This window comes from Pseudomonas sp. NY15437, assembly GCF_048068435.1.
In the GTDB taxonomy this organism is placed as follows: domain Bacteria; phylum Pseudomonadota; class Gammaproteobacteria; order Pseudomonadales; family Pseudomonadaceae; genus Pseudomonas; species Pseudomonas nitroreducens_B.
Genome location: NZ_JBLUQC010000013.1, coordinates 135,787 through 162,410, shown reverse-complemented (window position 1 = coordinate 162,410; position 26,624 = coordinate 135,787). Strand labels below are relative to the sequence as shown.

General features: G+C 68.3%; 24 protein-coding genes. 8 read left to right on the top strand and 16 right to left on the bottom strand.

Annotation, left to right across the window (positions count from 1 at the left end; genetic code table 11):
• Window positions 1–12: 12 nt before the first annotated feature.
• The 7 genes from ACNFIA_RS25165 to ACNFIA_RS25135 form a co-directional block, all read right to left on the bottom strand.
• Window positions 13–834, bottom strand: a complete 822-nt coding sequence (locus ACNFIA_RS25165; protein WP_416789668.1) for an SDR family oxidoreductase — start codon at window positions 832–834, stop codon at window positions 13–15.
• 222 nt (window positions 835–1,056) lie between these two features.
• On the bottom strand, window positions 1,057–3,048 hold the full coding sequence (atuF, locus tag ACNFIA_RS25160) for a geranyl-CoA carboxylase subunit apha (RefSeq protein WP_416789666.1): 1,992 nt from the start codon (window positions 3,046–3,048) through the stop codon (window positions 1,057–1,059).
• Between the two features lie 68 nt (window positions 3,049–3,116).
• Complete coding sequence (gene atuE / locus ACNFIA_RS25155) at window positions 3,117–3,914, bottom strand: isohexenylglutaconyl-CoA hydratase (RefSeq protein ID WP_259756066.1); 798 nt, start codon at window positions 3,912–3,914, stop codon at window positions 3,117–3,119.
• Between the two features lie 135 nt (window positions 3,915–4,049).
• The gene (gene atuD, locus ACNFIA_RS25150) at window positions 4,050–5,210 is read right to left on the bottom strand and encodes a citronellyl-CoA dehydrogenase (RefSeq protein ID WP_416789664.1); all 1,161 of its coding nucleotides are present in this window, start codon (window positions 5,208–5,210) and stop codon (window positions 4,050–4,052) included.
• A gap of 182 nt (window positions 5,211–5,392) precedes the next feature.
• A complete protein-coding gene (gene atuC / locus ACNFIA_RS25145) occupies window positions 5,393–7,009 on the bottom strand; it encodes a geranyl-CoA carboxylase subunit beta (RefSeq protein WP_416789663.1) in 1,617 nt (538 codons plus the stop codon).
• Between the two features lie 3 nt (window positions 7,010–7,012).
• Window positions 7,013–7,888 (bottom strand): SDR family oxidoreductase, encoded by an 876-nt coding sequence (locus ACNFIA_RS25140; RefSeq protein ID WP_416789661.1) that lies wholly within the window; start codon window positions 7,886–7,888, stop codon window positions 7,013–7,015.
• Window positions 7,889–7,995: 107 nt separating this feature from the next.
• A complete protein-coding gene (locus ACNFIA_RS25135) occupies window positions 7,996–9,786 on the bottom strand; it encodes an acyclic terpene utilization AtuA family protein (RefSeq protein ID WP_416789660.1) in 1,791 nt (596 codons plus the stop codon).
• A 219-nt stretch (window positions 9,787–10,005) separates the two neighbouring features.
• Between ACNFIA_RS25135 and ACNFIA_RS25130 the strand changes: the two genes are divergently transcribed.
• Window positions 10,006–10,626 carry a TetR/AcrR family transcriptional regulator gene (locus ACNFIA_RS25130; RefSeq protein WP_259756059.1) on the top strand — a complete coding sequence of 207 codons (621 nt, stop codon included), beginning with the start codon at window positions 10,006–10,008 and terminating at the stop codon, window positions 10,624–10,626.
• A gap of 360 nt (window positions 10,627–10,986) precedes the next feature.
• On the opposite strand, the gene ACNFIA_RS25125 is transcribed toward ACNFIA_RS25130, so the two are convergent.
• The 5 genes from ACNFIA_RS25125 to eat all read right to left on the bottom strand — a co-directional run bounded on the left by ACNFIA_RS25125 (window position 10,987) and on the right by eat (window position 15,656).
• Window positions 10,987–11,751, bottom strand: a complete 765-nt coding sequence (locus ACNFIA_RS25125; RefSeq protein ID WP_416789658.1) for a CPBP family intramembrane glutamic endopeptidase — start codon at window positions 11,749–11,751, stop codon at window positions 10,987–10,989.
• A 101-nt stretch (window positions 11,752–11,852) separates the two neighbouring features.
• Window positions 11,853–12,023 (bottom strand): DUF2897 family protein, encoded by a 171-nt coding sequence (locus ACNFIA_RS25120; RefSeq protein WP_259756057.1) that lies wholly within the window; start codon window positions 12,021–12,023, stop codon window positions 11,853–11,855.
• 48 nt (window positions 12,024–12,071) lie between these two features.
• Window positions 12,072–12,848 (bottom strand): ethanolamine ammonia-lyase subunit EutC, encoded by a 777-nt coding sequence (gene eutC, locus ACNFIA_RS25115; RefSeq protein ID WP_416789657.1) that lies wholly within the window; start codon window positions 12,846–12,848, stop codon window positions 12,072–12,074.
• A gap of 12 nt (window positions 12,849–12,860) precedes the next feature.
• Window positions 12,861–14,234, bottom strand: a complete 1,374-nt coding sequence (locus ACNFIA_RS25110; RefSeq protein ID WP_416789655.1) for an ethanolamine ammonia-lyase subunit EutB — start codon at window positions 14,232–14,234, stop codon at window positions 12,861–12,863.
• A 57-nt stretch (window positions 14,235–14,291) separates the two neighbouring features.
• Entirely contained in the window at window positions 14,292–15,656 is a 1,365-nt protein-coding gene (eat, locus tag ACNFIA_RS25105) for an ethanolamine permease (RefSeq protein ID WP_416789654.1), read from the bottom strand.
• Between the two features lie 314 nt (window positions 15,657–15,970).
• Here eat and pyrF point away from each other — a divergent pair, with 314 nt between their 5' ends.
• Window positions 15,971–16,669, top strand: a complete 699-nt coding sequence (gene pyrF / locus ACNFIA_RS25100; protein ID WP_259756049.1) for an orotidine-5'-phosphate decarboxylase — start codon at window positions 15,971–15,973, stop codon at window positions 16,667–16,669.
• Between the two features lie 223 nt (window positions 16,670–16,892).
• Here the strand turns inward: pyrF and ACNFIA_RS25095 are convergent, their stop codons facing one another.
• The gene (locus tag ACNFIA_RS25095; protein ID WP_416789652.1) at window positions 16,893–17,336 is read right to left on the bottom strand and encodes a multidrug/biocide efflux PACE transporter; all 444 of its coding nucleotides are present in this window, start codon (window positions 17,334–17,336) and stop codon (window positions 16,893–16,895) included.
• Between the two features lie 119 nt (window positions 17,337–17,455).
• On the opposite strand from ACNFIA_RS25095, the gene ACNFIA_RS25090 reads away from it, so the two are divergent.
• The 6 genes from ACNFIA_RS25090 (at window position 17,456) to ACNFIA_RS25065 (ending at window position 24,061) form a co-directional block, all read left to right on the top strand.
• On the top strand, window positions 17,456–18,316 hold the full coding sequence (locus tag ACNFIA_RS25090; RefSeq protein WP_416789651.1) for a LysR family transcriptional regulator: 861 nt from the start codon (window positions 17,456–17,458) through the stop codon (window positions 18,314–18,316).
• Between the two features lie 99 nt (window positions 18,317–18,415).
• On the top strand, window positions 18,416–19,333 hold the full coding sequence (locus tag ACNFIA_RS25085) for an AAA family ATPase (RefSeq protein WP_259756043.1): 918 nt from the start codon (window positions 18,416–18,418) through the stop codon (window positions 19,331–19,333).
• A gap of 10 nt (window positions 19,334–19,343) precedes the next feature.
• Entirely contained in the window at window positions 19,344–20,297 is a 954-nt protein-coding gene (locus tag ACNFIA_RS25080) for a DUF58 domain-containing protein (protein WP_416789649.1), read from the top strand.
• The gene (locus ACNFIA_RS25075; protein WP_416789648.1) at window positions 20,294–22,297 is read left to right on the top strand and encodes a transglutaminase TgpA family protein; all 2,004 of its coding nucleotides are present in this window, start codon (window positions 20,294–20,296) and stop codon (window positions 22,295–22,297) included. The genes ACNFIA_RS25080 and ACNFIA_RS25075 overlap by 4 nt, the downstream gene beginning before the upstream one ends.
• Window positions 22,298–22,378: 81 nt before the next feature.
• On the top strand, window positions 22,379–23,149 hold the full coding sequence (locus ACNFIA_RS25070; protein ID WP_259756039.1) for a CHAD domain-containing protein: 771 nt from the start codon (window positions 22,379–22,381) through the stop codon (window positions 23,147–23,149).
• Window positions 23,150–23,260: 111 nt separating this feature from the next.
• Entirely contained in the window at window positions 23,261–24,061 is an 801-nt protein-coding gene (locus ACNFIA_RS25065; RefSeq protein WP_416789646.1) for an acyl-CoA thioesterase, read from the top strand.
• A gap of 11 nt (window positions 24,062–24,072) precedes the next feature.
• Here the strand turns inward: ACNFIA_RS25065 and ACNFIA_RS25060 are convergent, their stop codons facing one another.
• From ACNFIA_RS25060 to ACNFIA_RS25050, 3 genes are all read right to left on the bottom strand, one after another.
• Window positions 24,073–25,650 carry a diguanylate cyclase gene (locus ACNFIA_RS25060; RefSeq protein ID WP_416789690.1) on the bottom strand — a complete coding sequence of 526 codons (1,578 nt, stop codon included), beginning with the start codon at window positions 25,648–25,650 and terminating at the stop codon, window positions 24,073–24,075.
• Complete coding sequence (locus ACNFIA_RS25055; RefSeq protein WP_259756035.1) at window positions 25,650–26,054, bottom strand: molybdopterin-dependent oxidoreductase; 405 nt, start codon at window positions 26,052–26,054, stop codon at window positions 25,650–25,652. Before ACNFIA_RS25055 ends, ACNFIA_RS25060 begins: the two co-directional genes overlap by 1 nt.
• Window positions 26,055–26,228: 174 nt before the next feature.
• Window positions 26,229–26,588: an Mpo1-like protein gene (locus ACNFIA_RS25050; protein ID WP_416789645.1), complete on the bottom strand. Its 360-nt coding sequence runs from the start codon at window positions 26,586–26,588 to the stop codon at window positions 26,229–26,231.
• Window positions 26,589–26,624 lie beyond the last annotated feature (36 nt).

Genomic DNA, 26,624 nt, shown 5'->3' with positions numbered 1-26,624 from the left:
GATGGGTGGAGGTCAATCGAGAAACAGGTCGGGCACCAGGCTGCCGCCGCTGGGGTCGAAGCGGTACTGCTCGAAATTGCTCTGGCCCTGTTCGCGGAGAATGTCTTCGTCGATCAGCAGGCGGCCACTGATGGCGCGCTCGCGGCTGGAGAGGATGGCATGGGCGGCGTCGGCCATGATCGCCGGCGTGCGGGCGCGCTTGAAGGCATCCCGGCTGCCCAGCTCGAATTCGATGGCGGCGGTGGCGATCATGGTCTTGGGCCACAGGCCGTTGACGCTGATGCCGTACTTCTTGAACTCCTCGTGCATGCCCAGCGTGAGCATGCTCATGCCGTACTTGGTGACGGTGTAGGGGCCGTGCTGGGCGAACCACTTGCCGGCCAGGTTGATCGGCGGCGACAGGCTGAGGATGTGGCCCTTGCTCTGCTTCAGGTAGGGCAGCGCGGCCTGGCTGCAGACCATCACGGCGCGGGTGTTGATCTGGTACATCAGGTCGAAGCGCTTGGGCTCCAGGCGCTCCACGCCCACCAGCTTGATGGCGCCGGCGTTGTTCACCAGCGCGTCGATGCCGCCGAAGTGCCCGGCGGCCTTGGCCATCGCCTCGCGCACGGCGTTTTCATCGCGTACGTCCAGCTGCAGGGCCAGTGCCTGGCCGCCGGCGGCCTGTACTTCCTCGGCGACGCTGAAGATGGTGCCTTCGAGTTTCGGGTGGGGTTCGGCGCTCTTGGCGGCGATGACGATGTTGGCGCCGTCGCGCGCGGCACGCAGGGCGATCTCGCGGCCGATGCCGCGGCTGGCGCCGGTGATGAAGAGGGTCTTGCCGTTGAGGGACATGGTTGGGGCTCCGTGTTCTTGTTGTCGTTGTCGACGGAATCGCGGATGAATCCGCTCCTGTGAAATGTGCTTGCTGATGTCCGGTGCGCCTGGGCCTGCCCTCACCCTAACCCTCTCCCAGAGGGAGAGGGGACTGTTCGGAGCAGGATGAAACCGTGCATTCAGCCGGCACAATCGGCCCCCTCTTCTCGGGGAGAGGGCTGGGGTGAGGGGATGAGAGGTTCAGGCGGACTCCAGCGCCTCGACCTCCACCAGCAACTGCCGCGACTTCACCTGCTCGCCCTTGCTCACCTGCACCCGGCGGATCACGCCGTCGACGCCGGCCTTGAGCGGGTGCTCCATCTTCATCGCTTCCAGCACCAGCAGCAGCTGGCCCTTGCTGACCCGCGCGCCCTCGGCCACCAGCACGTCGACGATGGCGCCGTCCATCGGCGCCTTCACCGTGCCGGAGCCCGCGCCGGCGGCGGCGCCGGCCGGCTCGTGGGTGACGTCAAGCAGCTCCAGGTTACCGTCCGCGCCGTACAGCCAGAGGCGCGCGCCATCGCGGTGGAACGGCAGGCGGCGGCGGATGCCGTCGGCTTCGAGGATGGCATCGCCGTTTTCTTCGCCGAGCAGGCGCAGACCGATCTCGCTGCCACCGACGCGCGCGACCAGTAAAGGCTGCGGACCGTGCTCGCGAACCTCCAGCTCGACGACGAACTTTTCCTCGCCCTGCTTGAGGGCGAAGCGCCACGGCGCGCTGCCGGCGCTGCGCCAGCCGGAAAGGCCCGGCTGGTGCGCGCGGTCGCTGGCCGAGGCCTGGTAGAGCAGGGCGGCGGCGCAGGCCAGTTCCAGTGCCTGTGGCTGGCGCGGGGCCAGGCTCGAGTCGCCGGCGAACTGCTCGCCGATGAACGCCGTGGTGGCCTTGCCCGCGGCGAATTCCGGGTGCTTGAGCAGGTTGGCGAGGAAGCGCTGGTTGCCGGTCACACCCAGCAGCACGCAGTCCTCGACGGCGCGCACCAGCTTGCGCCGGGCCTCCTCGCGGGTGGCGCCGTAGGCGATGAGCTTGGCCAGCATCGGGTCGTAGAACGGCGTGACCGGCTGGCCTTCGCGCAGGCCATGGTCGATGCGGATGCCATCGAGCTGCGGCGGCGTCCAGCGCAGCACCTGGCCGGTCTGCGGGAGGAAACCGTGGCCGGTGTCCTCGGCGTACAGGCGCACTTCGATGGCGTGGCCCTTGAGCGGGATCTGCTCCTGGGTCAGCGGCAGCGGGTGACCTTCGGCGACGCGTATCTGCCAGGCGACCAGGTCCTGACCGGTGACCAGTTCGGTCACCGGGTGCTCCACCTGCAGGCGGGTGTTCATCTCCAGGAAGTAGAAGGCGCCGCTGGCGTCCAGCAGGAATTCCACGGTGCCGGCGCCGACATAGTTCACCGAGGCGGCGGCCTTCACCGCGGCCTCGCCCATGGCGGCGCGCAGCTCCTCGCCGAGCACCGGGCAGGGCGCTTCCTCGATGACCTTCTGATGGCGGCGCTGCACCGAGCAATCGCGCTCGCCGAGGTAGACGATGTGGCCATGGTGGTCGCCGAATATCTGGATTTCCACGTGGCGCGGCTGCACCACGGCTTTCTCCAGGATCAGCTCGCCGCTGCCGAAGGCGTTCTGCGCTTCCGAGCGCGCGGTGCGCAGTTGTTCGGCAAGGTCTTCGCTGCGCGTCACCAGACGCATGCCGCGTCCCCCGCCGCCGGCGCTGGCCTTGATCATCAGCGGGTAGCCGATGCGCTGCGCTTCGCGGGTGAGTGTGGCGTCGTCCTGTTCCGCGCCTTCGTAGCCGGGGATGCAGGGCACGCCGGCCTCGAGCATGGCGATCTTCGACAGGCGCTTGCTGCCCATCAGGTGGATGGCTTCCACACCGGGGCCAATGAAGACGATGCCGGCTGCCTCGCAGGCGCGGGCGAAGTCTGCGTTCTCCGAGAGGAAGCCGTAGCCGGGGTGGACGGCGCCGGCGCCGGTGCGTTTCGCCGCGTCGAGGATCGCTTGCGGTTTCAGGTAGGACTGCCCCACGGGGGCCGGGCCGATGCACACGGCTTCGTCGGCCAGTTGCACATGGCGGGCGTTGGCGTCGGCCTCGCTGTACACAGCCACGGTGCGGTAGCCCAGGTCGTGGGCGGTGCGGATCACCCGGCAGGCGATCTCGCCACGGTTGGCAATCAGGATCTTGTCGAAGCTGGGCATGGCGGTTTTGTCCCTCTCCCCATCCCTCTCCCTGAAGGGAGAGGGGGTTGTCTGGCGTGCGCGGTGAGTCACTGCGCCCAGTTCGGTTTGCGTTTCTGCACGAAGGCCATCGTGCCTTCGGCGCCTTCCGCGCCGGTCACCGCGGCGGCGAACTGGCGCGCGGCGTCGTCCAGCAGAGGGCCAAGGGCTTCGGTCTCGGTGGCCAGCAGCAGCGCCTTGGTGGCGGCGTTGGCGCCGGGGGCGCAGCGACGTACCTGGTCGAGCGTCTCGGCCAGGTGCTCGCCGAGGCTTTCGGCGCTGTCCGCGCAGGCGTGCACCAGGCCCAGGCGCAGCGCCTCGCGGCCATCGAAACGGGCGGCGGTGAGCGCCAGGCGGCGGGCCTGGGTGAGGCCGATGCGCTTGACCACGAAGGGCGCGATCTGCGCCGGCAGGATGCCGAGGCTGGTTTCCGGCAGGCCGAATTGCGCATCGGCTGCCGCCAGGGCGATGTCCGAGACGCAGGCGAGGCCGAAGCCGCCGCCGAGCACCGCGCCTTCCAGCACGGCGACCAGCACCTGGGGCTGCGCCTGGGCCTGCTCCAGCAGGCCGCCGAAGGCGCGGTTCAGCGCGGCGTACGCGTCGGGACCGGCCGCGCGGGCACCGGCCATGTCCTTGATGTCGCCGCCGGCGCAGAAGTGCCCGCCGGCGCCGCGCAGGACGATGGCGCGCACGGCACGGTCGTCGCGCACGCCGGCGAGTACCGCGCGCAGCTCGCCGACCATCGCCAGGCTCATGGCGTTGCGGCTGTCCGGGCGGTTCAGGGTGACGTGCAGCACGCCGCCGTCACGTTCCAGCAGCAGGGTTTCGCAGTTCGGCAATTCGGTCATGCCGGGGTCCTCGTCAATTCGGTATCGGTGGGCTCTTCGTAGGAGCGAGCTTGCTCGCGAACCGCATGGCACCTCGACGCCAAGTGAAACTCCGTTCGCGAGCAAGCTCGCTCCTACACAAGAGCAAAAGCGTCGTCAGCCCTTCTTCTTGCCCGGCAGGGTGCCCATCAGCTTGCAGATGATGCCCAGCATGATTTCGTCCGCGCCGCCACCGATGGACACCAGGCGGGTGTCACGGTAGGCGCGGGCAATCGGGTTCTCCCACATGAAGCCCTGGCCGCCCCAGTACTGCAGGCAGGCGTCGGTGACTTCGCGGGCCAGGCGGCCGACCTTGAGCTTGGCCATGGAGGCCAGGCGGGTCACGTCCTTGCCGCGGATGTACTGCTCGGTGGCCTGGTAGGTGAGGGCGCGCAGGCACTCGATCTCGGTCATCAGCTCGGCCATGCGGAAGTGGATGACTTGGTTGTCGATCAGCGCCTGGCCGAAGGTCTTGCGCTCCTTGCAGTAGTCGATGGTGGCGTTGACGCAGTACTCCAGGCCCTTGATGCCGCTGGCGGCGCCGAACAGGCGTTCCTCCTGGAACTGCAGCATCTGCATCATGAAGCCCGCGCCCTCGGCGCCGATGCGGTTGCGCTGCGGCACGCGCACGTCGTCGAAGAACACCTGGGCGGTCTCCGAGCTGCGCATGCCGAGCTTGTCCAGGTGCGGGCTGACGCTGATGCCCTTGGTCTTCATCGGCACCATGATCAGCGACTTGTTGACGTGGGGCTTGTCGTCGGAGGTGTTGGCCAGCAGGCAGATGAAATCGGCGGACGGCGAGTTGGTGATCCACATCTTGCTGCCGTTGATGACGTAGTCGTCGCCATCCTTGCGCGCAGTGGTCTTCAGGCCCGCCACGTCGGAGCCGGCGCCCACTTCCGAGACGCCGATGCAGCCGACCATCTCGCCGGCGATCGCCGGACGGAGGAATTCCTCGCGCAGCTCGTCGGAGCCGAAGCGCGCCAGGGCAGGGGTGCACATGTCGGTCTGCACGCCCAGCGCCATGGGCACGCCGCCGCAATGGATGGTGCCGAACTCTTCGGCGGCCACCACCGAGTAGCTGTAGTCCAGGCCCATGCCGCCGAATTTCTCCGGTTTGGAGATGCCCAGCAGGCCCAGGTCGCCGGCTTTCTTGAAGACGTCATGGATGGGGAAGTGGCCGGCTTTTTCCCACTCGTCGACGTAGGGATTGATCTCCTTCTCGACGAAGTTGCGGACGGTGCGGCGGAGTTCTTCGTGTTCCTGGGTGAAGATCATTGTTGTTGTTCTCCTGAGCCTGAGTCGTTCATCTCTTGCCCTCTCCCCAGCCCTCTCCCTGAAGGGAGAGGGGGCTGTACGGAGCGAGCTGAAAGTTCGCTTTACGCCGGGTCGCTTTGGCTCCCTCTCCCTTCAGGGAGAGGGGGGGGGAGAGGGCATTGGCCCGTATTCCCGAACTCCCGTCAGAACCTCGCTACCCCAAAACTATTTCCCTTGAGCGGCCGCGCGGCCGCCTCCGCGCAGATATCCAGCAGGTAGCCGAGCAGCGCGCGGGTGTCGCGAGGATCGATCAGCCCGTCGTCCCACAGGCTCGCCGTGCCGTAGAGCGCGGTGGACTGGGCGTCGAGCTTCTGCGCGGTCATCTGTTCGAGCATGTCGAGCATCTTCGGGTCGGGCTCCTTGCCCTCCTTGGCGTGCTTTTCCTCGGTGACGATGCGCAGCACCTTGCCGGCCTGGGCGCCGCCCATCACGGCGGTGCGGCTGTTGGGCCAGGCGAAGATGAAGCGCGGGTCCAGCCCGCGGCCGCACATGGCGTAGTTGCCGGCGCCGTAGGAGCCGCCGACGACCAGGGTGAGCTTGGGCACTGTGGCGTTGGCCACCGCCTGGATCATCTTCGAGCCGTGCTTGATCACGCCCAGGCGCTCGGACTCGGTGCCGACCATGAAGCCGGTGGTGTTGTGCAGGAACAGGATCGGCGTGTTGCTCTGCTCGCACAGTTGGATGAACTGCGCCGCCTTGGCCGCGCCCTGCGGGGTGATCGGGCCGTTGTTGCCGATCAGGCCGCAGGCATGGCCTTCGATGTGCAGGTGGCCGCAGACGGTCTGGCTGTCGAACTCGTTCTTGAAGTCGAGGAAGCGCGAACCGTCGGCGATGCGCGCGACGATCTCGCGCACGTCATAGGGCTTCTTCGCGTCCGCCGGGACCACGCCGAGCAGTTCCTCGGCCGGGTACAGCGGTGCCTCCCATTCCTTCTTCGGGCGTGCCGGCAGCTGCGCGTTCCATGGCAGCGCGGCAAGGATCTCGCGGGCCAGGCGCACGCCGTCGGCATCGTTCTCCGCCAGGTATTCGGCGGTGCCGGCGACCTGGGCGTGCAACTCGGCGCCGCCCAGTTCCTCATCGGTGGCAATCTCGCCGGTGGCGGCCTTGAGCAGCGGCGGGCCGGCGAGGAACATCTTGGCCTTGCCGCGCACCACCACCACGTAGTCCGACAGCCCCGGCTGGTAGGCGCCGCCGGCGGTGGACGAGCCGTGCACCACGGTGACCTGCGGAATGCCCGCCGCCGACATGCGCGCCTGGTTGGCGAAGCCGCGCGCACCTTCGACGAAGATGTCCGCCGCGTAGTTCAGGTTGGCGCCGCCGCTCTCGGTCAGTGCCACCACCGGCAGCTTGTTCTCGAAGGCGATCTGCTGCAGGCGCAGGGTCTTTTTCAGGCCGGTGGGGGAGATGGTGCCGCCCTTGATCGCGCTGTTGCTGGCGGTGACCAGGCAACGCACGCCGGCGATGTAGCCGATGCCGGAGATGATGCCACCGCCGGCCTGGGTGCCGTCCTTGTCGTCATGCAGCTTGTAGCCGGCCAGCGAGGCGATTTCGAGGAACGGCGCGCCGGGGTCCAGCAGCAGGTTCAGGCGTTCGCGCGGCAGCAGCTGGCCGCGCTTGTCGAACTTGGGCTTGGCCTCGGCGGCCTTGTCGAGCACCTTCTGCTCCACCTCGCGGAAGCTCGCCACGGCCGCCAGCATGGCTTCGCGGTTGCGGGCGAAATCGTCGCCCTGGGGATCGATATCCGAGACGATCACCGGCATGGCTTACTCCTGGTCCTTCAGCACATCGGGAAGATAGGCGCGGTGGAAGCCGTTGTAGGAGCGGCTCTGCCCCGGCTTGCCCTTCACCAGCGGGAAGGCGCGGCTGCCCTGGCTGGCAGCACCGTCGATACGGATGGTGTTGCCGCTGATGAAGGCGGCGCCCGGGGAGAGCAGGAAGACGATGGCGGCGGAGACTTCCGACTCGGTGCCGATGCGCTTGAGCGGCACGTGTTCGCGCAGGGTCGGGATTACCGCCTTGAACGCGCCTTCATAGGTGTCCATGCCGCTGGAGGCGATCCAGCCCGGCGCCACGGCGTTGACCCGCACCCCGGCGTGGCCCCACTCGATGGCGGCGGTCTTGGTGAAGTTCTCCATGCCTGCGCGGGCGGCGCCGGAGTGGCCCATGCCGGGCATGCCGCCCCACATGTCGGCGAGCATGTTGACGATGCTGCCGCCGGTTTTGCAGAGGGTCTGGTTGAATACTTCGCGGGCCATCAGGAAGCCGCCCACCAGGTTGGTGCGCACCACGGCCTCGAAGCCCTTCAGGTTGATCGAGGCCAGCGGCGCGGGATACTGGCCGCCAGCGTTGTTGACCAGGTGATGGATCGGCCCGCGCTCGGCGATGACCTGCGCCACCAGCGCCTTCACCGCGTCTTCGTCGCGGATGTCGCAGCTGTGCCAGCTGGCGCTGCCGCCGTCCTCGATGATTTCGCCGGCGGTCTTCTCCAGCTTCTCGGCCTTGCGCCCGACCAGCACCACGTGGGCGCCGAGGGCCGCCAGCTCATGGGCGGTGCAGCGGCCGATACCGCTGCCGCCGCCGGTGACGATGATGGTCTGGCCGTCGAACAGGCCGGGTGTGAAGATCGAGTCGTAGCTCATTGTTGTTTTCGTCCTGCTCAATCGTTCTAGGTACGGGCACTTCGTAGGAGCGAGCTTGCTCGCGAATCCAGCCCCGCAGCGGAACCTGTTCGCGAGCAAGCTCGCTCCTACAGGAACTGATCGGCGATCTGCTGCGGCACCGCCACCGGGAATTCCAGCAACTGCTGGGCGAAGGCCTTGCCCTGCGGGTCGATGCGCAGGCTGGCCACACCGCCGCCGCCCAGGGCGTTCTCCAGCAGGAAGTTCAGGCTGTGCGTGCCCGGCAGGTGCCAGCGGCAGACACCGCCGGTCTGCGGGTCGAGCACGTGCTGCATCCACTCGGCCACCGCGCCTTCGCTCAGCGCCTCGGCGATCCACGGTAGGTACTCCGGCTTGCGCGCCATCACGCCGATGTTGCTGTGGTTGCCCTTGTCGCCGGAGCGCGCCACGGCCAGCTTCACCAGCGGCACGCTGGCCTGGGCGGGGCCGCTGGCGGTCGCCACCGGAACGTCGGCGGCCAGTGCGGCCGGGTCGAACGCGTCAAGGGTGGGCAGCGCGGCGGAATGGCGTTCACCGTCGATATCCACGGCCAGCTCGCAGCTGTCCTTGTCGATCAGGAAGGAGAACAGGCGGATCACCGGGTACACGGTGGGGCGGCCGCCGACGATGCCGGTGAGGCCTGGCGCCATCCCGGTGGCGGCCTGGGCGATCTCGCGGGAGAACAGCACCAGCGCCTCCTTGCGGCTGTGGCGCACGGCGAGCTTCACCACGATTTCGCGGGTGTCGCCGCGGCGCCCGTGCGGGCCGTAGGTGGCCTCGCTGCCGAGCAGTTCCACGCTGACCTCGCGGTACGGGCCCCAGCCGCGCTCCATGAGGATTTCCTCGGTCTTGGCGATGATCGCCTGGCTGACCCGCTCGGCCTTCTTCACCGCGTCGATGCCGGCGATCAGGCAACTGGCGGTGCAGCGGAAACCGTCCGGGTAGGTGGCACTGACCTTGTACTGCCCGGTCGGCGGCAGGCCGCGCGCGCCGCTGACGGCTACGCGGTGTTCGCCCGCCTGGGCCAGCTGCACCCGGGTGAAGTCGCAGACCACGTCGGGTAGCAGGTAGGCGCGCGGGTCGCCGATCTCGTAGAGCATCTGCTCGCCCACCGTCAGCGACGTCACCAGCCCGCCGGTACCCGGCGGCTTGGTCACCACGAAGTCGCCGCTGGCCTGCATCTCGACGATGGGGAAACCGATGTGCTCGTAGTCCGGCACGCTGTCCCAGTCGGTGAAGTTGCCGCCGGTGCACTGCGCGCCGCATTCGATGATGTGCCCGGCCAGCGCGGCCTGGGCCAGCTTGTCGTAGTCGTTCCAGGCCCAGCCGAACTCGTGCACCAGAGCGGCGCTGACCACCGCGCTGTCCACCACGCGGCCGGTGATGACGATATCCGCGCCGGCCTCGAGCGCGGCAACGATGCCGGGCGCGCCGAGGTAGGCGTTGACCGACACGCACATCGGCGGCAGCGGCGCGCCGGAGAACATCTCGCGGAGGCCGGCCTTGGCCAGTTCACCCAAGCGCGGTTGCAGGTTGTCGCCGTGCACCACGGCGATCTTCAGCGCCACGCCGGCCTTCTCGCAGGCGGCGGCCAGCGCGCTGGCGCAGGCCTGCGGGTTCACCCCGCCGGCATTGCTGATCACGCGGACCCGTTTCGCGGCAATCTCGCCCAGCAGCGGTGTCATCACCTCGACGAAATCGGTGGCGTAGCCGGCCTCGGGATTCTTCAGGCGGGCGCCGGCCATGATCGACAGGGTGATTTCGGCGAGGTAGTCGAAGACCAGGTAGTCCAGTGCCGCACCGCGCACCAGTTGGGCCGCGGCGGTGGAGGTATCGCCCCAGAAGGCGGAGGCACAGCCGATACGTACGGTTCTCGTCATTGTTCTGCCCGTGACGCTGAGTGATGGATCGACATTACCAAGCAAGCGCTTGGTTGAAAAGCCCCGACTGAACCACAGGCCCAACCTTTGGATGGCCAAGCGCTTGCTTGGTTGGGGCCTGCGGGCTTACATTTCGTCAAACAACACAAGCACTTGCGGGGCGTTTCGACGATTCGCCCTGAGCAGATCGGCCAATGGGCCCCATGGGGAGAGAACAGCGTGGATGACCGCAAAGCCCGCGAAGTACTGCTGGAGCTGGTCGGAACCGGGCAGATCACCGACCCGGAGAGCGCCCGTGGCAAACTGCTGCAGACGGCCGCGCACCTGTTCCGCAGCAAGGGCTACGAACGCACCACGGTGCGCGACCTGGCCAGCGCGGTGGGCATCCAGTCCGGCAGCATCTTCCATCACTTCAAGAGCAAGGACGAAATCCTCCGCTCGGTGATGGAGGAAACCATCCTCTACAACACCGCCCTGATGCGCGCTGCGCTGGCCGACGCGACGACCCTGCGCGAGCGGCTGCTGGCGTTGATCCGCTGCGAATTGCAGTCGATCACCGGCGGCACCGGCGAGGCGATGGCGGTATTGGTCTACGAATGGCGGTCGCTGTCGGAGGAGGGCCAGACCTACATCCTCAGCCTGCGCGACATCTACGAACAGATGTGGCTGGACGTGCTGGAAGAGGCGCGCAGTGCCGGCTACAGCCAGGGCGACCCGTTCATCCTGCGGCGCTTCCTGACCGGGGCGCTGTCCTGGTCCATCACCTGGTTCCGCCCCGAGGGCAGCCTGACCCTGGACGAGCTGGCCGAGCAGGCGTTGCTGCTGGTGATGCGCGAGTGAGTTCGGCGGTGGGGGAATTTGATCGCGGACGCAGTCCGCTCCTACGCCGCGTTCAGGTTCGGTAGGAGCGGACTCCGTCCGCGATTGTCTTTGCGGCCGCTACGGGCTTGGTTCGCGAGCAAGCTCGCTCCTACAGGCCATCCCGCCATCAGGGGCGCGTCGGAGCAGCTGTCTTCTTCCATGCCCGTCCCTGGCGGAGAGGGGTTCCGCACTTTGTAGGAGCGGGCCATGCCCGCGAAATCCTGCGCGGCGGAATGGGACTTCACCGGCAAACGCTGACCTGTAGCGCCTATTCGCAGGAGCGCGCAAAGCGCGCGATCGCGGGCATGGCCCGCTCCTACAGGGGGATTTCCGTGCGCGTCAAATAATCCGCAACGGATAGCTGAACAGCAGCAGGTGCAGGCAGTTCACGGCCGCGTGCAGCAGCACCGGTACCAGCAGGCGCCCGCTGAAGTAGAAGGCCAGGCCATAGCCCAGGCCGGCGATACCGGCGACCACGGCGAACAGCGGGTTGATCGGCCAGTGCACCATGCCGAACAGCACGCTGGCGCTGGCTACCCCGGCCACGCCGCCGAAGCGACGCACCAGTTCGCTTTGCAGCAGGCCGCGGAAGAACGCCTCCTCGGTCAGCGAGATCACGCAGACGTTGACCAGCATCCACAGCCAGAAGCCGGGCGGCCATTTCGGATTCCACACCACCAGGCCGCCCGCCACCGCGACCAGCGGAACGGCGAACAGGGTGGTGACGATGACGATGGCGGCGAAGTCCGGCGAGCGCCGCTCGGTCGGCACCGGGTCACGACGCAGCCACCAGGCGAGCAGGGTCGCGCCAACCAGGGCCTTGTCCCAGGACAGGTGCAGGGCGTAGACGGGGGCGTCGGGGCTGAGCTGGCGCACCGGCCACAGCGTCCAGGACGTGGTGCCCGGCAGCAGGTGCGCGGCCAGGGCGATGCTGAGCACCAGGCACACCAGCCACCAGAGCAGGTGTGGCAGGCGCTGCTCGCCATAGAGGGTCCAGGCGACGTAGACCGCGCCGATCAGCAACCCCAGCGGCTGCACGAAACCCAGCGCGAATCCGCAGAGCAACAACAGGATCGGCAGCAGCGGCAGGAGCTTCCTGAACATTCTTTCCTCCATCAAGGGAGGCGCAGTCTAGGCAATTTCGCCTGCCGCTGGCCATCGCTGCGACCAGTTTTTGGCTGAGGCGTCAGCGAGTTAGGCGAATTTCACCGCTTCTCGTCGGCGTCCTGGGCATCCATCTGGGCATTGCGCTCGTGGATGCGCTTGAGCTGCTCCTCGGTGAGCGGGAGCTTCTTCGCGGTATCGCGCAGCATCATCAGCGCGCCGACGATGGAGCCCAAGGCTAGGGCAATGATCAACCAGGCATACCAGGGCATGGCCGCGTCTCCGACAAATGGCAGAAAAACATCACGATACGCTGTGATTCAGACCTTGTCAGGCGCGCGCCGGTTCAGATCGATCGCTTCGGGCAGGTCGCTGTCGTCCTTCAGCCGGACGCCGCTCACCCGCAGGCGCAGGGCCTGTTGCAACAGATGGGCGAGCTTGTGTGCCGCCAGCGCGTAGGGCAAGCCCTCCGGGCGCACGTTGGAGATGCAGTTGCGCTCGCTGTCCATGCGCCCCACGCGCGGTTGCCAGGTGAGGTACAGGCCGAGGCTGTCCGGCGAGCTGAGGCCGGGACGTTCGCCGATCAGCACCAGCGCGAGTTTCGCCCCCAGCGCCTCGCCGATGCCGTCGCCGATGGCCACGCGCCCCTGTTCGGCGAGCACCACCGGGGTGTTTTCCCAGTCCGTGGCGAAGCGCTCGCGCAGCGCGCCCAGCAGCGGCAGCGCGTGTTGCTGCACGGCGAAGGAGGAGAGACCGTCGGCGATCACGATGACCAGCTCCGCGGCGACCTGCTCGCCCTTGAGTTGCCATTGGCTGTCCGGGTGCAACGCGCGGCCCAGGTCCGGGCGCAGCAGGTAGGTCTGGCGGTCCGGCGCCTCGCTGCGGGCGCGCAGTACGCAAAAGCCCGCATCGGCCAGTGCCTGCTGCAGCGCCGCGAAGTCCAGCGGGTGGTGCACGGCGTCGCGGGCCTGGGCGTGGGCCAGGCCGAACTTCAGCACCTCGCGGGTCGGCAGGCTGGAGCCGACGCGGCCCAGCGCGATACGTGCGCTGGTATGCGCGCGCAGTTCGTCCCACGGGTCGTTCTGGATCAGGTCCATGCGTGCCGCTCCTCAGAATGTCCGCAGCAGGTCGTGGCCGCGGCCGATCGGGCGCAACTGGCCGGACGCCTCGGTGATCGCCATCTTCGCCAGCCACGCGTCGAACTCCGGGGCGCGCTTGAGGCCCAGGGTGCTGCGCAGGTAGAGCGCGTCGTGGAAGGAGGTGCTCTGGTAATTGAGCATGATGTCGTCGGCGCCGGGGATGCCCATGATGAAGGTGATACCCGCCGCACCCAGCAGGGTCAGCAGGTTGTCCATGTCGTCCTGGTCGGCCTCGGCATGGTTGGTGTAGCAGACGTCGCAGCCCATGGGCACGCCCAGCAGCTTGGCGCAGAAATGGTCCTCCAGCCCGGCGCGGATGATCTGCTTGCCGTCGTAGAGGTATTCCGGGCCGATGAAGCCGACCACGGTGTTGGTCAGCAGCGGGCGGAATTCGCGGGCCACGGCGTAGGCGCGGGCCTCGCAGGTCTGCTGGTCGACGCCGTGGTGGCCGCCGGCGGAAAGCGCGCTGCCCTGGCCCGTCTCGAAGTACATGACGTTGTCGCCCAGCGTGCCGCGCCCCAGCGACAGCGCCGCCTCGTGGGCCTCGCGCAGCAGGGCGAGGTCGATGCCGAAGCTCTCGTTGGCCTTCTGCGTGCCGGCGATGGACTGGAACACCAGGTCGATCGGCGCACCCGCCTCGATGGCCTGGATCTGCGAGGTGACGTGGGTGAGCACGCAACTCTGCAGGGGAGTGTCGAAGCGCTGGCGCAGCTCGTCCATCATCCGCCACAACTGCACCAGCGTGGCCTGCGAGTCGCTTGCCGGGTTGATGCCGACCACCGCATCTCCCGCGCCGTAGAGCAGGCCGTCGAGCATGCTGGCGGCGATGCCGCGCACGTCGTCGGTGGGGTGGTTGGGTTGCAGGCGCACCGAGAGGTGGCCGGGCAGGCCGATGGTGTTGCGAAAGCGCGTGACGACGCGGCACTTCTTCGCCGCCAGGATCAGGTCCTGGTTGCGCATCAGCTTGCTCACCGCGGCGGCCATTTCCGGGGTGATGCCCCGGGCGGCGGCCGACAGCGTGGCGCTGTCGGTGCTGTCCAGCAGCAGCCAGTCGCGGAAGTCGCCGACGGTGAGGTGGCTGATCGGCGCAAAGGCGGCGGCGTCGTGGCGGTCGATGATCAGCCGGGTGACTTCGTCGGCCTCGTAGGGGATCAGCGCCTCGTCGAGGAAGCGTTTGAGCGGCACGTCGGCGAGGGCGATCTTCGCCGCCATGCGCTCCTCGTAGCTGTCGGCGGCGAGCCCCGCCAGGGCATCGCCCGAGCGTGCCGGGCTGGCCTTGGCGAGCAGGGTCTTGAGGTCGGCGAAGCGGTAGGTCTGGCTACCGACGGTGGTCTGGTAGGGCATGCGAAGGTCCCGGTGGCTGCGTGCCGGCCGCGCAAGCCGGCACGCAGTGGGTGGCTGTCAGGCTCCCGTCAGCATAGCGTCCGCCGGGGCGCTGGCGCGATGGGCGGCGGTAAGCTGGAAGTAGAGGAAGCCGGCAGCCATGAAGCCCAGGAAGATCCCGGCGATCTGCAGGTTGAACCAGACCATCGCCGCCAGGCACACCACGGCCAGCGCCAGGGCGATGCCCGGCACCACCGGGAAGCCCGGCGCGCGGAAGCTGCGCTCGAGGTCGGGTTCGCTGCGGCGCAGCTTGAACAGGCTGAGCATGCTCATGATGTACATGACGATGGCGCCGAACACGCTCATGGTGATCATCGCGGCGGTCAGGCTCATGCCCTGCAGGGCGATCAGCCCGTCGCTGTAGATCGCCGCGATGCCCACCAGGCCGCCGGCGATGATCGCCCGGTGCGGCGTCTGGAAGCGCGACAGCTTGGCCAGGCCGCGGGGCAGGTAGCCGGCTCGCGCCAGGGCGAAGAACTGCCGCGAGTAGCCCAGGATGATGCCGTGGAAGCTGGCCACCAGGCCGAACAGGCCGATCCACACCAGCATGTGCAGCCAGCCGGAGTTCTCGCCCACTACCATCTTCATGGCCTGGGGCAGCGGGTCATTGATCCCGGACAGGGCCTTCCAGTCGCCCGCGCCGCCGGCGAACAGCATCACCCCCAGGGCCAGCACCACCAGGGTGAGGATGCCGCTGACGTAGGCCTTGGGAATGGTGCGTTTCGGGTCCTTGGCTTCCTCGGCGGCCATGGCCGCGCCCTCGATGGCGAGGAAGAACCAGATGGCGAAGGGAATCGCCGCGAAGATCCCGCCGATGGCCGCGCCCCCGAAGCTGTCCGAGCCGGCCCAGCCATTGATCACGAAGTTGCTGAAGCTGAAGCCCGGTGCCACCACGCCCATGAACACCAGCAGCTCGGCCACCGCGAGGACGGTGACGATCAGCTCGAAGGTGGCGGCGATGCTGACGCCCAGGATGTTCAGGGTCATGAAGATCAGGTACGCGCCAACCGCCGCGTGCTTCGGATCCAGCGAGGGGAACTGCACGTTGAGGTAGGCGCCGATGGCCATGGCGATGGCCGGCGGGGCGAAGACGAACTCGATCAGCGTGGCCAACCCGGCCACCAGCCCGCCTTTCTCGCCAAAGGCGCGACGGCTGTAGGCGAAGGGCCCACCGGCGTGGGGGATGGCGGTGGTCAGCTCGGTGAAGCTGAAGATGAAGCAGGTGTACATGGTTGCCACCAGCAGGGTGGTGACCAGGAAGCCCAGGGTGCCGGCGACGCCCCAGCCATAGCTCCAGCCGAAATATTCACCGGAAATCACCAGCCCCACGGCGATGCCCCACAGGTGCAGGGTGCCCAGGGTGGGTTTGAGTTGCGTGCTCATGCGACGTCTCCAGAGAGAATGCCCGAAAGAGGATGAAAGACACGACCCGAGCGTTCGTGCAGTGGCCGTGCCAGTCGCCGGAACCCGGTCGCAAACCGCCCGTTCGCGTCGTTTCGTGAACATTCGCCACCGGTTCGCCTGCTTCGAAGCGGTGCGAGGCGCCGGCGCACGTCCCGTTCGGGTGCGCCACCGCGGCGCGTGTGGCGATGCCGGCCGCGAGTCGCCGGCGCAGCAATCCTGCCGGGCGGGCTACGGAAGTTGGCGCGTTTCTGCGACAATGCGCGCCGATTTTTTCGATACCCGCGAGAGAGACCATGTCCGCCTGCCAGACCCCGATCATCGTCGCCCTGGATTTCCCCACCCGCGAAGCCGCGCTGGCGCTGGCCGACCAGCTGGACCCGAAGCTGTGCCGGGTGAAGGTGGGCAAGGAGCTGTTCACCAGCTGCGCCGCCGGGATCGTCGAAACCCTGAACGGACGCGGCTTCGAAGTCTTCCTCGACCTGAAATTCCACGACATTCCCAACACCACCGCGATGGCCGTGCGCGCCGCCGCCGAGATGGGCGTGTGGATGGTCAACGTGCACTGCTCCGGCGGCCTGCGCATGATGAGCGCCTGCCGTGAAACCCTCGAGGCCTTCAATGGCCCGAAGCCGCTGCTGATCGGCGTCACCGTGCTGACCAGCATGGAGCGCGAGGACCTGGCCGGTATCGGCCTGGATGTCGAGCCCCAGGAGCAGGTGCTGCGCCTGGCGGCCCTGGCGCAAAAGGCCGGCATGGACGGCCTGGTGTGCTCCGCCCAGGAAGCGCCGGCGCTGAAAGCCGCGCACCCGGCGCTGCAATTGGTCACCCCTGGCATCCGCCCGGCGGGTAGCGCCCAGGACGACCAGCGCCGCATCCTCACCCCGCGCCAGGCGCTGGACAACGGCTCCGACTACCTGGTGATCGGCCGCCCGATCAGCCAGGCCGCTGACCCGGCCAAGGCCCTGGCGGAGATTGCCGCCAGCCTGGCCTGAGTGCTTTCTCTGCACTGAGAAGACGCCGGACACGAAAAAGCCCGCATTGCTGCGGGCTTTTTTGCTTTTTGCTTTTCGTAGGAGCGAGCTTGCTCGCGAACGCGTTTCCCGGCAGCCGGGGGAGCTGGGCGGTTCGCGAGCAAGCTCGCTCCTACAGGTGTCGGACGCATGACGCTGGAGGCGTTATGCGCCCTACATCGAGCATCAGCGTCCGAACGCGAGGTCAGTTCGCCTGCGCCATCGCCGCCTGACCCACCCAGCGCTCGCGCACCACGTCGTACACCCAGTTGAACACCAGCGCGTACGGCAGGAAGAACAGCACCAGGCCGATGTCGAGGATGAAGGCCTGCAGCAGGCTCACCGACAGCCACCAGGCGGCCAGCGGCACCAGCAGGACGATCAGGCCCAGCTCGAACAGCGAGGCATGCAGCAGCCGCACCGGCAGGGTGCGGGCGAAGCCCATGCGCCGCTGCGCGCGGTCGAACGCGGCGTTGAACAGCATGTTCCACACGGTGGCGATGGCCGAGAACATCAGGGTCATCGCGCCCATGTGGCCCAGGGGTTTGTCCATCAGCCAGGCCAGTGTCGGTGCGCAGATGACCACCGCCAGCAGTTCGAAAAGCACGGCGTGGAACATCCGTTCTTTCAGGGTTTTAGTCGGGCTCATGGTGTGCTCCAGTACGAAAGAATACAGGCCGACTCCGTCGGTCCGGCGCCATTATCATCGGTCGACCGGCTGGATCTAAGTTGGATACCATCGGCTTAACCGATAATTGGGCCGCCGCCATGCACTATTCCCCCGAGTCCCTACAGGCCTTCGCCGAGGCCGCCTGCCTCGGCTCGTTCAGCGCTGCCGCGCGCAAGCTGGGCAAGAGCCAGTCCACCATCAGCGAAGCCATCGCCCGGCTGGAGATCGACCTCGGCCTGACCGTCTTCGACCGCAGCAGCCGGCAGCCGCAGCTGACCGAGGCCGGGCACGCTCTGCTCGGGCGGGTGGAGGAAGTGCTGATGGCCAGCGACCGCCTCGGCCAACTGGCGCATCAGCTCGTCGGCGGTCTGGAGTCACGGGTCACCCTAGCGATGTCGGACACCTACCAGTCCGCCGAATTCGAGGCGCGGCTGGCGGAGATCGATGCGCGCTACCCGGACCTGGAGTTCGAATGGCTGATCGCCGAGGACAGCGACGTGCTCGACCTGGTGGTCCAGGGGCGCGCCAGCCTGGGGCTGCTCGCCGCGCAGAAGGACTATCCGCCGGACATCAGCTCGGCGACCCTGAGCGAGCAGGCGGAGTTCGGGCTGTTCGTCAGCCGCGACCATCCGCTGGCCAGCCACGCGCGGGTGGAGCGCGAGGACCTGCTGGCCTACCGTGCGCTGCGCCTGAACACCTACCTGGACGACGCCGCGCCGCTGCTCGGCGGCCGTTGCTGGAGCGCACCGAACTACCTGCTGTTGCTGGACATGGCGGTGCTGGGCTTCGGCTGGATCGAATTGCCCAGCTGGATGGTAGGACGCTTCGCCAGCGGGCGTATGCAGGAGCTGAAAGTCGCCGGGTGGCCGCGCCGGGTGGCGGTGGATGTGATCTGGTCCCGGCGGCGCAGCCTGGGGCCGGCGTCGAGCTGGCTGATGGAGCGTCTGCTGGGGCGCTAGGCGCGGTGGATCACAGATTGCGGACTAAATGTGTCGAAGCCTTTGATGCGCCGTCCTGGACCAGTAGGATCGGAGTTTTCCGGGGAAGAGAGGGTCAGGATGCACGCCAAGCTGGAGAATTGTCTGAAGGCAGTCGATCAGGTCCTGCTCGGCAAGGAAGTGCAGGTAAGACTGGCGCTCACCTGTCTCCTGGCCCGGGGGCACCTGCTCATCGAAGACCTGCCCGGCATGGGCAAGACCACCCTCAGCCATGCCCTGGCGCGGGTGCTGGGCCTGAGCTTCCAGCGCATCCAGTTCACCTCCGACCTGCTGCCCGGCGATGTGCTGGGCACCTCGGTGTTCGACAAGGACACCGGGCAGTTCGTCTTCCATCCGGGGCCGATCTTCTCCGAGCTGGTGCTGGCCGACGAGATCAACCGCGCCACGCCCAAGAGCCAGAGCGCGCTGCTCGAAGCCATGGAGGAAGGGCAGGTGACCATCGAGGGCGCGACCCGGCCGCTGCCCGAGCCGTTCTTCGTGATCGCCACGCAGAACCCGGTGACCCAGGGCGGCACCTTCGCCCTGCCCGAATCCCAGCTCGACCGTTTCCTCATGCGTCTTTCCCTGGGCTACCCCGGCCGCGCCGCCGAAAAGGCCCTGCTGCTGGGTGAGGCGCGCCGCGACCTGCTGCCGCGCCTGGAACCGATGCTCGATCCGCAGGAGTTGCAGGCCTTGCAGGGCGAGGTGCTGGCGGTCCGTGCCAGCGATGCGCTGGTGGATTACGTGCTGCGCCTGGTGGAAGCCACACGGACCCAGCCGGCCTTCGCCCTCGGCCTCTCGCCACGCGGCAGCCTGGCGCTGCTGGCGGCGGCGCGTGCCTGGGCGCTGCTGGCCGGGCGCGACTATGTGATCCCGGAGGACGTGCAGGCCGTGCTGCCCTCGGTGGCCGGCCACCGCCTGCGCGACCAGGCCGACCCGGCCGGGCATGGCGGCGGTGCGCTGGTGCAGTGGTTGCTGCGCGAAGTCCCGGCGCTCTGAGGGGGCTGCCATGCTCGTCAGGGTCCGACCGTTGTGGCAGAGCTGGATCGCCCGGCGCATTCCGCCGTCTCCGTCGCTGCAGCTCAACCAGCGGCGCATCTTCATCATCCCCAGCCAGCAGGGCATGGCCTTCGGCGTCGCCCTGCTGCTGATGCTGCTCACCGCGATCAACTACCAGAACAGCCTGGCCTACGGCCTGACCTTCCTGCTGCTGTCGCTGTTCATTGTTGCCATCCTGCACACCTACCGTAACCTCGGCGGCCTGCGTCTGACCGCGCTTGGCGCAGCGCCGGTGTTCGTCGGCGAGCAGGCGGCGTTCCGTGTGCGCCTGGAAGGTGAAGGGCGCCCGCGACAAGCCATCGGCCTGGGCTGGGAAAGCCAGCACCTGCAGTTTGCCGACGTGGCGGCCGACCACGCCCAGGAGCTGCTCCTCACTTTGGCCGCGGATCGGCGCGGCTGGCTGCGCCCCGGTCGCCTGCGGGTGGAAAGCCGCTTCCCGCTGGGGTTGCTGGTGGCCTGGAGCTGGGTGGACCTGGACCAGTCGGTGCTGGTCTACCCGCATCCGCAGCCCGCCGACCTGCCACTGGAAAGCGGGCCTGCCGAACACGACGAGGAGGGCGTGCGCCCCAGTGGGCGTGGCGTCGATGATTACCAGGGGCTGCGGCCCTACCAGCCGGGGGACTCGCGCCGGCGGCTGCACTGGAAGGCCTATTCCCGTGGCCAGGGCCTGCTGGTGAAGGATTTCTCCGCGCTCGCCGGGCGCAATGTCTGGCTGGATTTCAACAGCCTGGGCGGCGACACCGAGGGGCGGCTGTCGCGGCTGTGCTTCTGGGTCCTGCAACTGTCGCTGCGCCAGCAGCCGTTCGGCCTGCGCCTGCCCGATGCGCAACTGGCGGTGGGCGTGGATGACGCCCACCGCGATGCCTGCCTGCGTGCCCTGGCGCTGCACGGGACGAAACGATGAGCGGCGCCAGCGCCACGGCCGTCCAGCCGATTCCGCGGGTGGCCCTGACCTGGCTGCTGGTGGCCCAGGCAGTGGTGATCCTTCCGCACCTGGAGCACTTGCCAGTGTGGATCGTCGCCCTCTGGCTGGGGTGTGCGGCGTGGCGCGTCCAGGTGTTCCGCATGCGCGCCAACTACCCCAGCGGCGTCGCCAAGCTGGCGCTGGTGGCAGCGGCCGGGGTGGGCGTGTGGTTTTCCCGCGGTTCGCTGATCGGCCTCGACGCCGGCGTGGTACTGCTGATCGCCGCGTTCGTGGTCAAGCTGGTGGAGCTCAAGACCCGCCGTGATGCGTGGGTGCTGATCCTGTTGGGCTTCTTCGCGGTGACCACCAGTTACCTGTTCCAGGACGACATCGTCGCCGCCGCCTTCAGCCTGCTCCCCGTGCTGGCCCTTTTGGCGGCGGCCATCGGCCTGCAGCAGAGCAGCTTCGCCGCGCGCCCCATGGCCACCCTGCGCCTGGCCGGCGGCCTGCTGCTGCAAGCCTTGCCGCTGATGCTGCTGCTGTTTCTGCTGTTCCCGCGCATCGGCCCGCTGTGGTCCTTGCCGATGCCGGGCGAGCAGTCCACCACCGGGCTGAGCGACAGCATGGCGCCGGGCGATATGGTGGAGCTGAGCCAGTCGCCGGCGCTGGCCTTTCGCGTGAGTTTCGACGGCAGCCCGCCGCCGCGTGCGCAGCTCTACTGGCGCGCATTGACGCTGGAGCGCTTCGATGGCGTGCGCTGGAGCACCGCCTACCAGCGTGCCGACGCCCTGCCGCAATGGCGGCCGCAGGGCCAGCCCCTGCAATACCAGGTGATCATGGAGCCCAACGGTCGGCCGTGGTTGTTTGCCCTGGATGTGGCGCGCAGCAGCCTGGACGATGCGCGCCTGATGAGCGACTTCCACCTGGAGCGCCGCCAGCCGGTGCGCCAGGGGCTGCTGTACCGTGCGACATCCTGGCCGGAAGCGTTGCTCGAGCCCGACGATGGCGCCCGCGCGCAACGCATCAACCTGACCCTGCCCGAGGGCGGCAATCCGCAGGCCCGCGCCTGGGCGAAGCAATTGCGCGAGCGCTATCGGCAGCCGGCGGAACTGGTGCAGGCGATGCTGCGCACCTTCCGCGAGCAGCCGTTCCACTACACGCTGCGGCCGCCAGGGGTTGGCGAGGAGCGCATCGACGGTTTCCTCTTCGGGACCCGTGCCGGCTTCTGCGAGCACTACGCCGGCGCCACGGCCTTCGTCCTGCGTGCGGCTGGCATCCCGGCGCGGGTGGTGACCGGTTACCAGGGTGGCGAGGCGAGCTCGTCGGGCAATTACCTGGCGGTGCGCCAGTTCGACGCCCATGCGTGGGTGGAATACTGGCAGCGTGGCCAGGGCTGGACGCGGGTCGACCCCACCGGTGCGGTGTCGCCCGAGCGTATCGAGCAAGGGCTGGAAGCCGCCATGAGCCGCGAAGGCAGCTTCCTCGAGGCCGACCCGTTCTCGCCGCTGCGCTACCGCCAGTTCGCCTTGCTCAACCAGCTGCGCATGGCCTGGGACGACATCAACTACGGCTGGCAACGCTGGGTGCTGGGCTACCAGGCCGAGCAGCAGGGCGACATGCTCAAGCGCTGGTTCGGCGGCCTGGACCGGCAATGGATCGGTGCGTTGCTGGTGGGGGGCGGTGCACTGCTGCTGGGCGCACTGGCGCTGCTGCTGTTCAAGCCCTGGCGACGCTCCGCCGATGCGCAACTGCGCAGCTTCGAGCGCTTCGAACGCATGCTGGCGCCGCTGGGCATACAGCGCCGGCCGGGGGAGGGGGCGCGGGACTTCTGCCGGCGCGCGATCGGGGTGCTGCCGGCCCATGCCCAGGCGATCGGCAACTTCCTCCAGGCGTTCGAGGCCCAGCGTTATGGCGGCGCGGCCGCCTCGCCTGCGCAATTGCGCGCGCACCTGGCGCGTCTGCGCCGCGAGCTGCCGTGGCGCTTGCGCCGCACGCGCTGAAACGGAACGTGACATCGCGCCCCCTTGCCGGTGCGTGGGTGGGGGCTAACCTGATAGTTCACCCTCTGAGTGGAGCCTGCCGTGACGTCCTTCTGCGATTACCTGGTGAGCCATCTGATCGAGCAGGAGGTCGCGTTGTTCTCCGCGTCGTCCCGCCTGAAGGCCGAGTCCGACCCCGAAGCGCTGCACGACCTGCGCATTGCCGTGCGCCGCCTGCGCAGCCTCCTGCACCCGGTGCGCGGGATGCCCGGCATCGACGAGCTGGAACAGGCCCTGGGCGACATGGGCCGGCTCAGCGGCCCGCTGCGCGATCTGGAGGTGCTGCTGCCGGTGCTCGAAGCCGAAGGCTACGAGCGCGCCGCGGCGCTGCGCCGGCCGGCGCTGATTTCCGGCTACGCCACGCTGCTCGCCAGCCCGCAGTGGGAACGCCTGATGCTGCGCCTGGACGGCTGGCCGCAGCTGTGGCGCACCGCCGAGCGCCACGGTGTGCTCAAGGGCCTGCACGGCAAGGTGGAAAAGCGTCTGGCCAAGGAGTGGCAGAAGCTGCGCGAGGCGCTGAAGGATCCGGCCCACGACCGCCATCGCCTGCGACTGCTGATCAAGCGGGTGCGCTATTCGCTGGAGGCCTATCCCCGGGAATCCGCCGTGCCACAGCGCCTGCTGGCGCCGCTGAAGGACGCCCAGGCGGCCCTGGGCGAGTGGCATGACTACGAGCAGTGGCTGATCCGCAGCGAGCGCGAGTTGGACCTGATGCCGCTGCAGCCCCACTGGAACGCCCGCCATGACCTGGCCGAGCGGCTGGCCGACGAGAGCCTGGAGGCCCTGCAGAAGGCGCTGCATAGCGGCCATTGATGGCAAGGCATTTACCGGCGGGAACAAGGCTTTGGATGGTTTGCCGTCAGCGCTGGCGCCCTTAAGATCGCCGCCTGCACTTTCTACCCAGTAGCCTCAGGGAAGTCGTCCATGTCCTTCAGCGAAATGCTCAAGGCGGTGCGCGCTGCGCCGCTCTCCATCGTCATTCCCGCCACCTGGGCGCAAGGTCGCGCCAGCTTCGGCGGCCTGGTGGCCGCGCTGGCCTACGAGGCCATGGCGGCGGTGGCCGAAGCCGGGCGCCCGGTGCGTTCGCTGGCCATCACTTTCGTCGGCCCCATCGAAGTCGAGGTGCCGGTGAGTTTCGAGGCCGAGGTCCTGCGCGAGGGCAAGTCGGTCAGCCAGGTGTTCTGCCGCGCCGTGCAGAACGGCCAGGTGGTGGTGCTGGCCCAGGGCAGCTTCGGCGTGGCGCGCGAGTCCAGCGTGCAGGTGGACGGCCTGCCGCCGCCGGCGTTCAAGCCCGTCGAGGACTGCCAGGAACTGCCCTACATCCGCAAGCTGATGCCGGCCTTCACCCAGAACATCGCCATGCGCTGGGCGGTCGGGCACATGCCGTTCTCCGCCAGCCGCGAGCGCGAGATGGGCGGCTGGATGCGCTTTCGCGGTGACGATGTGGGCGATGAGCCGATGGAAGTGAGCCACCTGCTGGCGCTGATCGACGCCTGGCCGCCGGCCAACCTGCCGCACCTGAAATCGCCGGCGCCCTCCAGTTCGCTGACCTGGACCGTGGAGTTCGTCCAGCCGCTGCCGCGCTTGCCGGCCAACGGCTGGTGCCAGTACCTGGCGACCATCGAGCATGCCCGCGACGGCTATGGCCATATCGCTGCGCAGACCTGGTCGGCCGACGGACAGTTGCTCGCCATCGGCCGGCAGACGGTGACGATCTTCGGTTAACGGCCGCAGGCTCAGACGCCGGGCGCGGTTTCCGTGCGGTTGCGCCCGCCCGCCTTGGCCCGGTACAGCGCACGGTCGGCGCGTGCGAGCAGGTCTTCCAGGCGCAGCTCGCCGTCGCGGCGAACGGCCACGCCGATGCTCAGGGTCAGGCGCACGCGGCTGCCGTCTTCGCTGGTGAAGGACAGCGCCTGCACATTGTGGCGCACCCGCTCGGCCACCTGCAGGGCCTGCTGCAGGTCGGTTTCCGGCAGGATTGCGGCGAACTCCTCGCCGCCCAGGCGGCCCAGCAGGTCCACTTCGCGCAAGCCCTGGGTCAGTTCCTTCGCCACGGCTTGCAGCACGGCGTCGCCGAAGGCATGGCCGTGGGTGTCGTTGATCGGTTTGAAGAAGTCGATGTCGAGCATCAGCGCCGCGCACTGGCGCTCGTAGCGCTGGGCGCTCTTGAGCAGGGCGACGCCACGTTTGACGAAGGCGTGGCGGTTCTGCAGGCCGGTCAGCGGGTCGGTGGTGGCCAGCAGGCGCAGCTCCTGCTCCATGGCCTTGCGCTGGTTGATGTCGAAGCTCCAGACCAGCGAGGCGGGGCGGCCGTCCACTTCCATCTTCCGTGCCCAGACGATTGCCCAGTACGACGGGTTGCCCGCCAGGCGGGTTTCCCAGCTGTCCAGCTGGCCATGCTCGGCGAGGGACTGGCGGAAGCGCGCCTGCTCATCCGGGTCGTCGAACAGCCGGTGCAGGGTGAAGGGCTCGTCCGGGCGCACGCCGGTGCGCTGCAGCAGGCGGGGGCTGACGTAGTGGGCGCGGGAATCCTCGTCGCTGAGCAGCGCCACGTCGCTGGGGCTGGTGTCGAGGATGTAGCGCAGCAGCGCCTTGCGCTCGCTCAGCTCCTGGGTGCGCTGGTCGACGCGTTGCTCCAGCGACTGGTTGAGGTCGTGCAGGCGTTGGGTCAGCAACTGCTTGCGCCGCGAGTTGGCGATCACCCGCAGGGCCAGCAGCACGCTGCACAGGCCCAGGCCGAAGAGCACCCAGGCGAGCAGGTTGAAGGCGTGCTGCAGGTCCTGGCGCTCGGCGTCCATGTAGTTGGTCAGGGCGATATTGGTCGCCACCACCACGTCGTGGGCCGGCTCCAGCAGCGGCGGCAGGTCCCGCAGCATGTCCCCGGCCAGCCGCTTGGCGGCCTCCGGCTGGCCCCAGGGCGCGCGCACGAGCCAGGCATCGCTCAGGCGCTGGATCTTCTCCAGCGTTGCCTGCACCTCCGGGCGCGGCACCACCAGGTAGCGATAGACCGGCGTGCTGCGCAGCGGCGGCAGCAGGCTGGCGAGCACCTCGACGCGTGTCGCCAGGGCATCGCTGTCGCGTTGGCCGGCGAGCACCTGCCGGGCGGTCGCCAGCGAGCGTTCCAGCTCGGCGCGCAGCTGGTAGGCCTGCCACAGCTCGCTGTGGGCGTCGGGATGGGCCAACTGGCGGACGTGCTGGTGCACCATCCGCAGCGCGGCGCCGGCGCCGACGGTCAGCGCCACGATCAGGCCGCTGAGGATGATGACGGTCAGGCGGCGACGGCGCCGCCTGGGTGGCTGCGGGGGCACGGCGATCACTCCAGGGTAATGCGGCTTACCTGCCAGACGGTGCGGTTGAAGTAGACCTGGGTCCGCAGCGGCGGGTGATCGAGCATCGGGTAGATGACGAACAGCGGGCCACGTTCGGCGATGCCGAGGGTGTGGCCGTCGCGGCGGTAGGCAAGGATCGGCTCGAAGGCGTCGAGGTCGCTCAGCGGAATCAGCGCGGAATAGTCGTTCAGCGCCTCGACCCGCAGGTGCTGGGCGCGTCCGCGTTCCAGGCCGGCGAGCAGGGTGCTCAGGCGCACGCCCTGCCAGCGGTACACACGGGTTTCGTCGGGAAGCATGGAGCGCTGTTCGGTTTGCGGCAGTGCGGCCAGGTCGCGCAGGCGATAGTGCCGCGCGAGCTGTGGCTGGCCTTTCACTGCAACGGTCAGCACGCTGCGCTCGGCCGCCGGTTCCGGGGCCGAGACGCGGTTGCGACAAGAAACAGGCAGGCAAAAATGCCAATAAAATGACGAAAAGCCGACATCTCAACAGCTCGTGACGAAATCTCGACGATTATATCGGCGAACCCGCCTGCGACTTGAATGGCCGAAATGCCGCGCCTGCGATCAGCCCTTGCGTTGGTGCCACGCGCGCCACCAGGCGCCGCTCAAGACGAAGCGCGGGAAGGTGACGAACTGCTCGGCCAGCAGGCGCCCCACGGCATCCTTGCGGTCGTCGAAGGGCTCGGGGGCCTGCGCTTCGAGTTTATGGCCGCGGCCCTGGATGGCCAGCGAGGCCACCATGCCGATCACCCCCAGCAGGATCGCCGACAGGCTCAGGCCGAACAGTCCGCTGAGCAGCGTCAGGGCGCCGAGGATGAACAGCGGCACGGCGATGATGTGCAGCGCGAGGTTGGTGGGATTGCGGTGGTTGGCGGCGTAGCCCTGCCACTGCCAGGCGAGGAGGTTGGGGTGACGTTTGCCCATGGCGAAGCTCCGAGACTGAGAAGCCCGCCTGAGCGC

Bases quoted from the DNA above. Each gene is read 5' to 3' on its own strand.
- atuF (WP_416789666.1), bottom strand. From the start codon at position 3,048: ATGCCCAGCTTCGACAAGATCCTGATTGCCAACCGTGGCGAGATCGCC.
- ACNFIA_RS25120 (WP_259756057.1), bottom strand. From the start codon at position 12,023: ATGCCCTGGTATGCCTGGTTGATCATTGCCCTAGCCTTGGGCTCCATC.
- pyrF (WP_259756049.1), top strand. From the start codon at position 15,971: ATGTCCGCCTGCCAGACCCCGATCATCGTCGCCCTGGATTTCCCCACC.
- ACNFIA_RS25140 (WP_416789661.1), bottom strand. From the start codon at position 7,888: ATGAGCTACGACTCGATCTTCACACCCGGCCTGTTCGACGGCCAGACC.
- ACNFIA_RS25165 (WP_416789668.1), bottom strand. From the start codon at position 834: ATGTCCCTCAACGGCAAGACCCTCTTCATCACCGGCGCCAGCCGCGGC.
- eutC (WP_416789657.1), bottom strand. From the start codon at position 12,848: ATGGACCTGATCCAGAACGACCCGTGGGACGAACTGCGCGCGCATACC.
- ACNFIA_RS25135 (WP_416789660.1), bottom strand. From the start codon at position 9,786: ATGACGAGAACCGTACGTATCGGCTGTGCCTCCGCCTTCTGGGGCGAT.
- atuE (WP_259756066.1), bottom strand. From the start codon at position 3,914: ATGACCGAATTGCCGAACTGCGAAACCCTGCTGCTGGAACGTGACGGC.
- ACNFIA_RS25080 (WP_416789649.1), top strand. From the start codon at position 19,344: ATGCTCGTCAGGGTCCGACCGTTGTGGCAGAGCTGGATCGCCCGGCGC.
- ACNFIA_RS25085 (WP_259756043.1), top strand. From the start codon at position 18,416: ATGCACGCCAAGCTGGAGAATTGTCTGAAGGCAGTCGATCAGGTCCTG.
- ACNFIA_RS25110 (WP_416789655.1), bottom strand. From the start codon at position 14,234: ATGCCCTACCAGACCACCGTCGGTAGCCAGACCTACCGCTTCGCCGAC.
- ACNFIA_RS25050 (WP_416789645.1), bottom strand. From the start codon at position 26,588: ATGGGCAAACGTCACCCCAACCTCCTCGCCTGGCAGTGGCAGGGCTAC.
- atuC (WP_416789663.1), bottom strand. From the start codon at position 7,009: ATGCCGGTGATCGTCTCGGATATCGATCCCCAGGGCGACGATTTCGCC.
- ACNFIA_RS25125 (WP_416789658.1), bottom strand. From the start codon at position 11,751: ATGTTCAGGAAGCTCCTGCCGCTGCTGCCGATCCTGTTGTTGCTCTGC.
- ACNFIA_RS25090 (WP_416789651.1), top strand. From the start codon at position 17,456: ATGCACTATTCCCCCGAGTCCCTACAGGCCTTCGCCGAGGCCGCCTGC.
- eat (WP_416789654.1), bottom strand. From the start codon at position 15,656: ATGAGCACGCAACTCAAACCCACCCTGGGCACCCTGCACCTGTGGGGC.
- ACNFIA_RS25065 (WP_416789646.1), top strand. From the start codon at position 23,261: ATGTCCTTCAGCGAAATGCTCAAGGCGGTGCGCGCTGCGCCGCTCTCC.
- ACNFIA_RS25095 (WP_416789652.1), bottom strand. From the start codon at position 17,336: ATGAGCCCGACTAAAACCCTGAAAGAACGGATGTTCCACGCCGTGCTT.
- atuD (WP_416789664.1), bottom strand. From the start codon at position 5,210: ATGATCTTCACCCAGGAACACGAAGAACTCCGCCGCACCGTCCGCAAC.
- ACNFIA_RS25075 (WP_416789648.1), top strand. From the start codon at position 20,294: ATGAGCGGCGCCAGCGCCACGGCCGTCCAGCCGATTCCGCGGGTGGCC.